10 protein-coding genes are annotated in these 11802 nt (G+C 60.5%); 8 read left to right on the top strand and 2 right to left on the bottom strand.

The genetic code is table 11. The features are described 5' to 3' along the window. Positions 1-401: 401 nt before the first annotated feature. From B5V03_RS40780 to B5V03_RS40760, 5 genes are read left to right on the top strand one after another with little or no spacing between them, the layout of a single operon-like run. Entirely contained in the window at positions 402-1637 is a 1236-nt protein-coding gene (locus B5V03_RS40780; RefSeq protein WP_129276041.1) for an ABC transporter substrate-binding protein, read from the top strand. A 6-nt stretch (positions 1638-1643) separates the two neighbouring features. Next, a complete protein-coding gene (locus tag B5V03_RS40775) occupies positions 1644-2543 on the top strand; it encodes a branched-chain amino acid ABC transporter permease (protein WP_129276040.1) in 900 nt (299 codons plus the stop codon). A gap of 14 nt (positions 2544-2557) precedes the next feature. Beyond that, positions 2558-3493: a branched-chain amino acid ABC transporter permease gene (locus B5V03_RS40770; RefSeq protein WP_245502496.1), complete on the top strand. Its 936-nt coding sequence runs from the start codon at positions 2558-2560 to the stop codon at positions 3491-3493. Further along, positions 3490-4242: an ABC transporter ATP-binding protein gene (locus tag B5V03_RS40765; protein ID WP_129276038.1), complete on the top strand. Its 753-nt coding sequence runs from the start codon at positions 3490-3492 to the stop codon at positions 4240-4242. Before B5V03_RS40770 ends, B5V03_RS40765 begins: the two co-directional genes overlap by 4 nt. After that, positions 4239-4949 carry an ABC transporter ATP-binding protein gene (locus B5V03_RS40760; RefSeq protein ID WP_106946049.1) on the top strand — a complete coding sequence of 237 codons (711 nt, stop codon included), beginning with the start codon at positions 4239-4241 and terminating at the stop codon, positions 4947-4949. The genes B5V03_RS40765 and B5V03_RS40760 overlap by 4 nt, the downstream gene beginning before the upstream one ends. A 948-nt stretch (positions 4950-5897) precedes the next feature. On the opposite strand, the gene B5V03_RS40755 is transcribed toward B5V03_RS40760, so the two are convergent. Continuing rightward, positions 5898-6407 carry an ANTAR domain-containing response regulator gene (locus tag B5V03_RS40755; protein WP_245502495.1) on the bottom strand — a complete coding sequence of 170 codons (510 nt, stop codon included), beginning with the start codon at positions 6405-6407 and terminating at the stop codon, positions 5898-5900. A 74-nt stretch (positions 6408-6481) separates the two neighbouring features. Beyond that, entirely contained in the window at positions 6482-7657 is a 1176-nt protein-coding gene (locus tag B5V03_RS40750; RefSeq protein ID WP_129276036.1) for a transporter substrate-binding domain-containing protein, read from the bottom strand. 409 nt (positions 7658-8066) lie between these two features. Here B5V03_RS40750 and B5V03_RS40745 point away from each other — a divergent pair, with 409 nt between their 5' ends. The 3 genes from B5V03_RS40745 to B5V03_RS40735 are packed head-to-tail and all read left to right on the top strand — an operon-like array spanning position 8067 to position 11756. Further along, positions 8067-9467, top strand: a complete 1401-nt coding sequence (locus B5V03_RS40745; RefSeq protein WP_129276035.1) for an amidase — start codon at positions 8067-8069, stop codon at positions 9465-9467. 17 nt (positions 9468-9484) lie between these two features. After that, the gene (locus B5V03_RS40740) at positions 9485-10480 is read left to right on the top strand and encodes an acetamidase/formamidase family protein (RefSeq protein ID WP_129276034.1); all 996 of its coding nucleotides are present in this window, start codon (positions 9485-9487) and stop codon (positions 10478-10480) included. 58 nt (positions 10481-10538) lie between these two features. Further along, the gene (locus tag B5V03_RS40735) at positions 10539-11756 is read left to right on the top strand and encodes an urea ABC transporter substrate-binding protein (protein WP_206736253.1); all 1218 of its coding nucleotides are present in this window, start codon (positions 10539-10541) and stop codon (positions 11754-11756) included. Positions 11757-11802 lie beyond the last annotated feature (46 nt).

Genomic DNA, 11802 nt, shown 5'->3' with positions numbered 1-11802 from the left:
AAAGGGAAATGACCGGCGCTGGATGAGCTCGACGTGAGGGACCACGAGTAGCCGTCCTTCCTTCGCGCTAAACACCTCGAGCGACAGGCGCCGTGCGCTCATCTTGCGATGTTAAGTCGTGAGTGTTCATTCCCGAAGCGGATCCGCTTCGCGAAAGTCCATGCGATGACCGGAATGGGCAAGGTGGATAGCGCGGCACCAGCGCATCGCGGTTCGATCCCGTGACGTATATTGAGCAGCAAGGCTGCGCCCAACTCTACCGGAAGGTACAATGCCCATTACCGAGGCTCCGGCCTCGCTCCACCTTTATGTCGCTTGATCAGCATGGCCTCGCTGATCTACAGTCGGGGCACAACACGACTGGTTGATTCAACAGCCGGATCACAGGGAGGTGCAGTTCGATGAGCGGACCCGTCACGCGTCGCACGCTTTTGGCCGGTGGCACGGCTACCTTGGTGGCCGCCCCATGGGTAGCCAGGGCACAGGCAAATACTCTCCGCATAGGCATGCAAAGCATCCTATCGGGACCCATCGCGCTGCTCGGCACCTCTTCGCGCAACTCGCTCCTAGTCGAGCAAGATCGCATCAATGCCGCTGGCGGCTTCCTGGGCCGGCAAATCGAGTTTGTATTCCGGGATTCCAAAGGCCAGCCGCAGGAAGCCGCGCGCGTCGCACGTGAACTGGTGAACACTGCAGGCTGCGAGCTGCTGGTCGATGCGGAAGCGTCGTCCGCCTCATTCGCGGTGCAGGAGGTTATGCGCGACCTCAATGTGGCCTGCATTCACACCAACAGCGAGACGTCATCGCTCACCGCAGATCCGAAGATCCGGGTGCCCACCGCATTTCGCGTGGCGCGTCAGGGCGTGCACGATGCTGTGGCCGGCAGCCTCTATCTCGCCGACTTCGCCAATGCCAAGAAAATCAACAAATGGGCGACCTGCTCACCGGACTACGCCTATGGGCGCGACACGACGGCGCAGTATCTGCAGTTTTTCAAGAAGTTCAAACCGGATGTCGAGGTCGTAACCGAGGCCTGGCCCAAGCTCGGCCAGCCGGACTTCACCGAAGTGATTACCAAACTTATCCAGGCCAAGCCGCAGGCGCTGTTCACGCTGCTGTATGCCGGCGATCTCTCGGCGTTCGTGAACCAGGGGAATGTCTATGCTCTGTTCGGGCAGATGACAGTCGCAACTCCGAACGTCGACTATCCAGTACTGGCCGCGATCAAGAATCTGCCCGCGGGCATCCAGTCGGCCACCCGCTATCTTGAGACATTCCCGGATACGCCGGCGAACAAGGAATGGGGTCAGGCGTACTTCAAAAGGTGGAACGAACGGCCGACTAATTGGTCCTGGCAGAATTCGGTCGCCATGCACTTCTATGAGGCAGCCATCAAGAAGGCCAATTCTCTGGACGGCAAGGCGATAGCGGCTGCCCTGACGGGACTGAAGATCAATTCGCCCTTTGGCGCCGACGGCACCATCACCATGCGGGACGATCACACGACAATCGGCTATGCGATCGGGTGGGGACAGACCATTCCGAAGGATCCTTTCATCACCGACATCAAACCCGCCGATTGGGGCAAGATTATCGAACTTGAGACGGAGTGGAAGAAGCAGCAGAATTACAGCTGACGATCGATGGACTTTAACGCGCTCGGCGTATGTTTTACGACGCCCGCCTGTGTGGTGACGCAGGCCACTAGCGGCCTGATCGTGGGCATGCTGTTATTCCTGGTGGCTGCCGGCTTGACGCTGATCTTCGGCGTTCTCAAGATCGTCAACTTCGCCCACGGCACCTTCTACATGCTAGGCGGCTATGTAGCTTACAGCGCATATGCCGCGACGGATAGTTACGCGCTCGCCGTGTTGGCGGGTGCGGTGGCCATGGCCTTGTTCGGCGTGCTCTTCGAACGCGTGCTGATGAGCCGGGTCTACGGCAGCAACGTGCTTATGCAGCTTCTGGTGTGCTACGCGGTGGTCCTAATCTTCGACGACATCGTCAAGAGTGTCTGGGGTCCCGAGTTCCGCGCCATGGGAATGCCGGCTGCCTTTCAGGTCCCGCCACTGTTCATTGCAGGCGGCGTCGTGCCCCCATTTTACGCCGTGCTGATCGGAATAGCAGCGCTGATAGCCATGGTGCTCAGCCTCGGGCTGTCCAGAACGCGCCTCGGCAAGACAGTTCGGGCCGCGGCGGTCAATCCGCAGATGGTCTCGGCACTCGGGGTCAATACGACGGTGCTATTCGCGATCGTCTTTGCGATCGGTGGCGGGCTCGCTGGCCTCGCAGGCGCGCTCGCGGGTCCCGTTCGCTCGCTTTCGCCCGGCATGGGCTTCTCGATCCTGATCGAGGGATTCATCGTCACCGTGATCGGCGGTATGGGCTCGATCGCTGGCGCGATGGTTGCGGCGCTCGTCATCGGGCTCGTTCGAGGCTTCGGCACGATCGGCTTCCCTGGCTTCACAGATGGGCTTATCTACATCGTCATGATTGGTATCTTGGTCCTGCGCCCGCAAGGACTGTTCGGCCGCCCTCTATGAATCGCAATCCTGCCTTGCGCGATGCCCTGTTCGCCGCGATCGTGCTGATCTTGGTGCTCGCGATCCCAATGTTGCATCGCAGCCCCGCCTTCGAGGATTTCATTATCCGTCTCAGCGCGATGGCGCTGTTCGCGACCTCGCTCAATCTGCTGGTCGGCAATACAGGAATGGTCTCATTCGGCCACGGAATGTTCTATGGCTTCGCCGCCTATGCATTTGGCCTCACGATGCAGTTGACGGAATTGTCTCTGCCGGTCGCGGCGCTATTCGCGGTGGCTCTGACGACCATCGCCGCTTTCGTGGTTGGCGCAATGTGCGTCCGACTAAGCACGGACTATTTCGCTTTCATCACCCTCGCGGTGCAGATGCTCTTCTTCAGCGTTATTGTTTCATGGCAGAGCCTGACGGGAGGTGATCAGGGGTTGCGCGGTGGTATTCCTCGCCGTCACATCTTGGGTTTCGATCTGGGCTCGCAGCTTCATCTATACCAGTTCTGCGCCATCGTAGCCGTGCTCGGATTGTTGGCGCTCCGCCATGTCTCGATGAGTCCGTTTGGGAATACGTTGCGCATGGTCCGCGACAATGCGGAACGTGCCAGCTTTGTCGGCATCGTCCTGTGGCGCGCCCGGCTGCTGGCATTCACGATCGCGGGCGGCTTCGCCGGGATTGGAGGCGTGCTGGCAGCCCTGTTCGTATCAGGCGCCTATCCCGAGCTGGCCGATTGGCCCAACTCGGGCCAAGCGATTTTTGCGGTCATGCTGGGAGGCATCAACAGCTTCCTTGGGCCCGTGCTGGGCGCGATGATCCTGCTCGCGCTGAACGATCTGGTACAGCGTTTTACGGAGTATCACGGACTTGTCCTGGGCGTCGTGATCCTCGCATTCGCGCTTGGCCTGCGCCGAGGCGTACTCGATTTCATCCACCTCGTCTGGAGCAAGCGCGCGCGATGAACGTTGAGATCAATCATCTCACGAAGTCATTCGGCGGCGTGCGCGCGATCGACGACGTGTCGCTTGCCTTTCCCTCCGGCAGCTTATCAGCAATTATCGGACCGAACGGGGCCGGCAAGACGACCTTCTTCAACCTGATCAGTGGCGCGTTCATCGCCGATTCTGGCGAGGTGCTGCTTGACCGTGAGGACATTCTCCAGCTCTCCAAAACGGAACGCATGCGGCGGGGCATTGGTCGTGCCTTCCAAGTCGCGAGTTGTTTTCCGACCATGACTGTGCGCGCGAACTTGATGGCTGCGGTCACGGCCCACGCCGGCCGCTGGGCCAGCCTATCTCATCGCTTTCCGTCTCCTGGCATGCGCGAGCGTGCCGACGATGTGATGGAGTTCGTCGGGTTGACCGATGTCGCCGATGTCGAGGCGAACATCCTCTCGCATGGCGATCAGAAGCTGCTCGATATCGCTCTTGCGCTCGCGTTGGAGCCCAAAGTGCTGTTGCTCGATGAACCTACGGCTGGCATGGGCCCGGACGAACGCTGGCGCATGATTGAGCGCGTTCGCGCTCTTTGGGAACGCCGAAAGCTAACCCTTATTTTCATCGAGCACGACATGGATATCGTCTTCAAGGTTGCCAGCAGCATTCGCGTGCTCTGCTACGGCAAGGTGCTGGCCGAGGGCACCCCAGACCAGATCCGCAACAACCAGGCTGTCATCGACGCCTATCTTGGGGCAGAGGAGAACGCAACTTGACCGAGCTCTTGCGTGCGGAGGGCGTAAGCGTGTTCTACGGCGCGAGCCAGATCCTATTCGGCGTCGATGCTGCGCTCCAGGAAAAGTGTACACTAGCGCTGCTCGGCCGAAATGGCGCGGGCAAGAGCACGACAATGAAGGCGCTCGCTGGCATTGTCCCAGTGCGCAGCGGCCGCATCTTCTTCGCTGGCCGCGACATCACGCACGCACCGCCTCACGCGCGCGCGCAACTGGGAATGGCTTATGTGCCGGAAGACCGGCAAGTATTCCCCGAGCACAGTGTGGAGGACAACCTCCTGATCGCGGCCAAGAGCGGCCCTGGTGGCCGGCGTGACTGGACGCTGCCGCGGATCTGGGAAACGTTCCCGCTTCTTACAAGGCTTCGATCCCGCCAGGCAGGCCGCCTTTCCGGTGGCGAGCAACAGCTGCTGGTGATCGCTCGTGCGCTGATGGGAAACCCGCTGGTCCTGCTGCTTGACGAGCCTAGCGAAGGGCTGGCGCCGATCATTGTCGCCGACATCAGCAGGGTCTTGCGAGAATTGGGCGCGGGTGGCGCCACGATATTGCTGGCTGAACAGAACATGCATTTCTGCCTGCGGATTGCACAGGAGGCGCTCGTCATCGATAAGGGCAAAGTCGTACATCGTGAAAGCACGACAGGCCTTTCAGGAAATGATGATATTCGAAGGCGCTATCTCGCGATGTAGACCCTGCGGAGCAGACATGACGCCTCCGACAGGTTGTTCCCGAAAGCCGACCTCCTGCCTCAGTCACGTGTCAGGCGGTCGCCGCGAGCACTGGCTTCGTCGTCACCGATGCTGCTGCATAATCAGCGAGCTATAAAATGAACGCATGGGACCCGCGCAGACCTCAGTTAAATTTGGCAGTAGGCCTGCTCCCTTGAGGTGAACTGACTGCGCTTAGGCCGGCGTTGGAGGGAAGCCTCTGACCCGAAGGAGATGAGAGAAGGGTTGATCCGAACCGCGCTGGCGGCGACAATAAGGCCGTGGCGGCTGTCATGGTTTGTGCAATTCGAGGTCCCCCAGTACGGCGTTCGTTACCTTCCCTCGCTCCGAGTCACGATGGTTTCGCGAGGCTATGGCGACCCGCTTCGTCCGGATCCTCAAGCAGTGCTACGCGATGTTCGCGATGGACTCGTAAGCCCGGAGAGGGATCGATCGATCTATGGTGTTGTAATTACGGGCTATAAACGCGACCTCGACAAGGATGCGACAGCTGCACTGCGGTCCTAGCCCAACGAACGCGAACGCCTCGCTTTGATATTCTCCAGGGTCAACCTTATGGTCATGGAAGGCGTGCCTTCCAATGACGAACTTGCGCGATAGGGAACGGCCGTATCAGAGTCAGTTGGCGAACTGATAAGGAAATACGCAAAAGCTTATCATTTGGGCGCTGGACGGGAGGTGGATGCCTGATTCGCCCGAATAGCAGACCGCAGCTAAAACCGCTGGAATGTCAACTATGGGGCAGAAGCCGAAACAGAGTTTGCCCGATGATGCCAATCAGTTGAGAGCTTATCAAGCGCTATGCGATGCGCGTGCTACGGCTCATCTTCTCGATGTGACGATGCAAACAGCAAAGAGTCCAGCGGGCACAGGAGATTGCGGCCTGCCACGCCCGCCGCAGAAGGCGATCTAACCTGTTGCGCGCGGGAGCATGCCCGTTGCCGCAATCTCTGCCGAAAGCTCTTCGATCGTCTTGCGTTGCTCCATGGCGGCTTTTCGGATCAGCGCAAAGGCGGCAGGTTCGGCAAGCGCATGCGAATGCATCACCTGGAGAACGGCGGCAAGTACGACACGACGTGACCGCAGGCGCTGCTCGAGTTTGACGATCTGTTGCTTCAATTCGCTTGTGCGTTCGTTTCGCTCGAATGCCATGACGAGCGCTGCATAGATGCCGGCCGATCGCAGCGGCTTGATGAGGAACGAAGCTGGGTCGAGCTCGAACACCAACTTCAGGCGGCTTGGGGTCTCGGTGCCGACCAGTGCGATGACAGGTGACCGCGCCAGGTACGCGCGTTGCGCCGGCTGCAGCAAGGGTAGGAACTCGTCATCGATCAGCGACAGGTCCGGTGCGAAGCCGACGGGCTCACCCGGCGTCCATGCGACACCCGCGATCCCGAGACGCTCGAACTGGCGTCGCACGATGATTGCATCGCGTTCGTCCTTGATGGCAACGAGCGCCTTGCGTCCGCGCAGCGAAAACGAAGACGGTCTGCTCATTTCACAACCCGCAAATGCGGCGCGCTCGGCAATGCGCCGCCCACCGAGATCTCCCTCGAAGGGCTGACCGCAACGTCGAGCTGCGTCAGGTAAGGATCAGGCTTAACAGGCGCGTCGGCTTCCCAGAAGATATCAAATTGTCCGTGCGGATTGGATACGGCCAGCCGCGGTGTAAGGACGCAATGATTGTTGCCGCCGTCGATCCAGACCGGCCCTTGCGGCGAATTGTAGCGATAGCCTGCCGCGGCGCGCCGCACCTCGGCGATGTCGGATGTGCCCGCGCGCTGCAGCGCGCGCGCCAGCAAATAGACCGCAACATAGGCGGATTGCCCGTCGACGGAGGGGCTGCTGTCGTCACCATACCGCGCCTTCCAGCGTGCGACGAACGCGCGGTTCTCCGGCAGGCGGATGCTCTCGAAATAGGCCGACGACGTGATGCAGCCGGCCGATGCCGGTCCGATGATCGCGAGTTCCGGCTCGCAGAGGCTGCAGCTCAACATGGGAATCTCCAGACCCGCGGCCTTGGTGCCGGCGTGAAAGGCGTGGATAAAGTCGTAGCTCGAGCTTCCGACCAACGTATTGAACACGACTGGCGGTTTGCGACGAACGATCTCGTCGACAATGTGATCGACGGCACCTTCGCCGAGTTCGAGCAGCCGTTCGGCGAGGATTTGGCCATCTGCCGCGCTGACCAGTTCACGGGTGACGCGATTTGTCTCCCAAGTCCAAACGTAGTTGGAGCCGACGCAGAAGATCTCCCGTGACAGATTGTCGAGCACGTATTGGACGAGCGGCAAGACGTTGTGATTTGGAGAAGCGCCAACATAAATCACGTTGTCGGAGCACTCGAAGCCTTCATAGCGCGCAGGATACCAGAGTAGGCGATCGGTGCGCTCCACGATGGGCAGCACTTGTTTGCGCGATGCGGACGTGTAGCAGCCGATGATGTGCTCGACGCGGACATTGCGGATGAGGTCGTCGCAGACCGTATGATACTCCGAGATGACGCCGTGGGGATCGCGAATATGGGGAGCGATCGAGAAATCAAACTCCGCCTGGTTGTTGATCTCGTCGACCGCCATTATGGCGCTCTTGAGGATCTCGCGGCCCATGGCCTGATAGGGCCCGGACTGCGAGCAGATGATGCCAACGGGAACAGACGATTTTGTCATTGCCGACTTTCGGTGGTGCAACGCGACAATGAAATCATCATCGGGGATGGCAGTGCAAGTAGCCTGCCGTTTTGCTGCGCAGCACTATCGAAATTTAGGCAGAGAGCATCGTTGACAATGCGATGGGCAGTTACTTAGACTTTTCTCCTAGGGGTTACCTGCCGAACCTTGCGTGCGCCGATCTGGCCGATGACGTCCAGCTCTTTGCACTAAGTGCTTCGTTCGATTGTGGACCCTAAGCGATAGATCATAGCCGCGGCATTTGAGCCATTCGTCGCCTCATTCGGGAGGGACGGGTGGCTTTTTTCGTTTGCCGCCGGGGAAGCTGGCGATGCGTCCGCGTCGCCAGTGAGGATAGCGCATGCGTGAAGACGACCGTGTGTCACATCGAGTGGGAGGATGATAAGCGATGGCGACAGCAGATCTCCACTATCTAGGACTCGTTGACGTCGGGCGGAAGATCCAGGCGAAGGAGCTATCGCCGGTCGAAGCGACCAAAGCGATGCTCGGGCGGATCGAGCAGCTCGACGGCAAGCTCAAGAGCTTTGCTTGTGTAATGGCCGACTCGGCGCTCGCCGAAGCGGCGGCGGCCGAGAAGGAGGTCGCTTCCGGCAAGATCAGGGGGCCGCTGCACGGCGTGCCGGTGGCGGTGAAGGACCTCTGCTGGGCAAAGGGCGCGCCCGCCGCGCACGGCATGACCATCCATCACGACTTTCGTCCAACCGAGGACGCAACTGTCGTGGCGCGGTTGAAGGAAGCCGGCGCAATCATTCTCGGCAAGCTGCAGCAGACCGAAGGCGCTTACGCCGATCATCACCCGAAGATCGACCCGCCGAAAAATCCGTGGAACGCGGATCTCTGGCCCGGCGCGTCCTCGAGCGGCTCCGGCGTCGCCACCGCGGCAGGGCTCTGCTTCGGCTCGCTCGGCACCGATACCGGCGGATCGATCCGCTTTCCGTCCGCGGCCAACGGTGTCACCGGGCTCAAGCCGACCTGGGGCCGCGTCAGCCGCTATGGCGCGTTCGAACTCGCGGCGACGCTGGACCACATCGGCCCGATGGCGCGGAGCGCGGTCGACTGCGGCGCCATCCTCGGCGTGATCGCGGGTCAGGACCCCAAGGACACGACGTCGGTCCCGCTGCTCGTGCCCGACTATCTCGCTGGTCTCTCCGGCGACCTGCGTGGCGTGACGATCGGCGTCGACCGGCGCTGGACCAGCGAAGGCACCGACGGCGATGCGGCCTTGGTGTTGACTGAGGGGTTGCGTGTGGCGGCCGACCTCGGCGCGAAGATCAAGGAGGTCACGTTCCCCGATGCGAAGGCGGTCATCGACGACTGGTTCCCGCTCTGCGGCATCGAGGTGGCCGTCGCGCACGAGGACACTTATCCTGCGCGCAAGGACGAGTACGGCCCGGCGCTCGCGAGCCTGCTCGATCTCGGCCGGCAGCAGTCCGGCATGGACTATCAGAAGATCGTGCTTCGCCGCGAGGCGTTTCGTGGCGCCGTCCGCCTTCTGTTCGAGTCGGTCGACCTCCTCGCGGTGCCGGCGCAGGCATTCGCGGCGCCAACCCTCGCCAAGATGGCGGCCCTCGGCGAGGACGCCTCCCTCATCTCTGGATTGCTCCGCTTTACGTGTCCGTTCGACATGACGGGAAGCCCGACCGTGACGCTGCCCGGGGGCTTCACCGCAAATGGCGGTCCGGTCGGCTTCCAGTTCGTCGGCCGTCACTTCGATGAGGCCGGCCTCGTTCGCGCAGGCGATGCGTTCCAGCGCCTTACCGACTGGCACAAGCGTCATCCCCCGATCTGAGCTGAGGAGCCGATCACATGTCCGAAGACTGGTTGAAGACATCCATCATGGCTGAACGCGCAGTCGCCAAGGGTGCGATCGGCGCGTCGCATAGTCTGACCATCGAGCAACAAGGTAGCTTCCACTACGTCTACGGTCCCTATGCCACGCCGACCTTGTCCATCGATCCGGGCGGAGTGGTCGTCGTCGAGACGGAAGACGCCTTCGGCGGCGTGCTCACCAAGGAGAGCGACAGCCCCACGGCCAAACTGAACTTCCCCTATCTCAACCCGCAATGCGGACCGATCGCCGTCAAAGGCGCCAAGAAGGGCGATTGCCTTGCAATCTATATCCGCGATGTCGAGACGCGGGGTGAACAGCCGGCCGGAACGACCTGCATTATTCCGGAGTTCGGGGGGTTGGTTGGAACAAGCTCGACGGCGCTGCTCAATCCGCCGCTGCCGGAGCGTGTGAAGAAGCTGCATGTCGACAGGACCGGCGTGCGCTGGAACGATAAGATCACGCTGCCCTACGAGCCGTTCATCGGCACAATCGGCGTCTCTCCGGAGATCGAGGCGATCTCGTCGCTGCAACCCGACTACCACGGCGGCAACATGGATCTGCCCGATGTCGCTCCCGGAGCAATCATCTATTTCCCGGTGCATACCGAGGGCGGGATGCTTTACGTCGGCGACTGCCATGCGACGCAGGGCGACGGTGAGCTCTCGGGCGTGGCGCTGGAGCAGCGCGCAACCGTCACGTTGCAGGTCGACCTGATCAAGAACTGGAGCTTCGCCTGGCCGCGGCTCGAAACGAAGGACTTCATCATGACGATCGGCAGCGCGCGTCCGCTTGAGGACGCGGCGCGTATCGCCTATCGCGAACTCGTGCGGTGGATGGCGGCCGATTACGGCTTCGACGAGATCGACGCCTACATGCTGCTCAGCCAAGCCGGCCGCATGCGGCTCGGCAACATGGTCGATCCAAAATACACGATGGGGGCATCCATCCTGAAGAATTACCTCAAGCCATGACATCCAGCCGCTCTCAGAAACAGGGGATATCACGATGAATTCGGGACGAAAGCTCAGAATGGTCTTGCTTGGCGCCATGCTCGGTACAGTGGCAGGCGCGAGTGTTGGTCGGGCGGCGGAACCGCCGTTGAAGGTAGGTCTGCTCGAGGATGTGTCCGGGGACCTCGCCTTCATGGGAATGCCAAAGCTGCATGGATCGCAGCTGGCAGTCGAGGAGATCAACAAAAGCGGTGGCATCCTGGGGCGACAGATCGAGCTGATTCACCTTGATCCGCAGGGCGACAACGCGCGCTATCAGGAGTTCGGCCGTCGACTGCTCAACCGCGACAAGGTCGACGTTCTGATCGGGGGCATCACCTCGGCTTCTCGCGAGGCGCTACGTCCCATCGTCGATCGCACCTCGACACCGTACTTCTACACCAATCAGTATGAAGGCGGCGTCTGTGACGCCAGCATGATTAGCATGGGTGCAGTGCCGGAGCAGCAATTCTCAACGTTGATTCCATGGATGGTCGAGAAATTCGGAAAGAAGGTCTATGTCATCGCCGCTGATTACAATTTCGGTCAAATCTCGGCCGAGTGGAACCGCAAGATCATGAAGGATCTCGGCGGCGAGGTCGTAGGCGAGGAGTTCATCCCGCTCGGCGTGTCGCAGTTCGCGCAGACGATCCAGAACATCCAGAAAGCGAAGCCGGATTGGCTACTCACGATCAATGTCGGCGCTGCGCAGGATTCATTCTTCGAGCAGGCGGCTGCGGCCAACCTCAATCTGCCGATGGGATCGTCGATCAAGGTCATGCTCGGCTTCGAGCACAAGCGGTTCAAGCCGCCTGCGCTTAACAACATGCATGCGACTGCGAATTGGTTTGAGGAGATCGACACGCCGGAAGCGACCGAGTTCAAGAAGCGCTGGCATGCGAAATTCCCTGACGAACTCTACATCAACGACATGGGCTACAATGCCTATAATGCGCTCTATATGTACAAGGCGCTGGTCGAGAAAGCGAAGTCGATCAAGCTCGACGACATGCGCAAGGTGATCGCGACCGGCGATGCATGCATCGACGCTCCCGAAGGCAAGGTGTGCATCGATCCTAAGAGCCAGCACACATCGCACCGCATGCGTCTGATCTCGGTCGGGCCGAAGCATGAGGTGAAAGTCGAGAAGGACTATGGGACGATCCAGCCGTACTGGCTTAGCGAAATCGGTTGCGATCTCACCAAGAAGAACGACAAGGACCAATACACGCCGAGCCACCTTCCGAAGAAATCGTGACGCCTGACGGGCACGGATTTTGCTCGTATTGAGAGTTGCCTGGACA

The sequence above is a fragment of the Bradyrhizobium betae genome, from assembly GCF_004123905.1.
Taxonomy (GTDB): Bacteria; Pseudomonadota; Alphaproteobacteria; order Rhizobiales; family Xanthobacteraceae; genus Bradyrhizobium; species Bradyrhizobium betae_A.
This window is presented reverse-complemented; position numbering and strand designations above follow the sequence as displayed.

Coding starts and splice junctions, on each gene's coding strand:
- B5V03_RS40765 (WP_129276038.1), top strand. CDS start 3,490: ATGAACGTTGAGATCAATCATCTCACGAAGTCATTCGGCGGCGTGCGC.
- B5V03_RS40775 (WP_129276040.1), top strand. CDS start 1,644: ATGGACTTTAACGCGCTCGGCGTATGTTTTACGACGCCCGCCTGTGTG.
- B5V03_RS40740 (WP_129276034.1), top strand. CDS start 9,485: ATGTCCGAAGACTGGTTGAAGACATCCATCATGGCTGAACGCGCAGTC.
- B5V03_RS40780 (WP_129276041.1), top strand. CDS start 402: ATGAGCGGACCCGTCACGCGTCGCACGCTTTTGGCCGGTGGCACGGCT.
- B5V03_RS40750 (WP_129276036.1), bottom strand. CDS start 7,657: ATGACAAAATCGTCTGTTCCCGTTGGCATCATCTGCTCGCAGTCCGGG.
- B5V03_RS40735 (WP_206736253.1), top strand. CDS start 10,539: ATGGTCTTGCTTGGCGCCATGCTCGGTACAGTGGCAGGCGCGAGTGTT.
- B5V03_RS40745 (WP_129276035.1), top strand. CDS start 8,067: ATGGCGACAGCAGATCTCCACTATCTAGGACTCGTTGACGTCGGGCGG.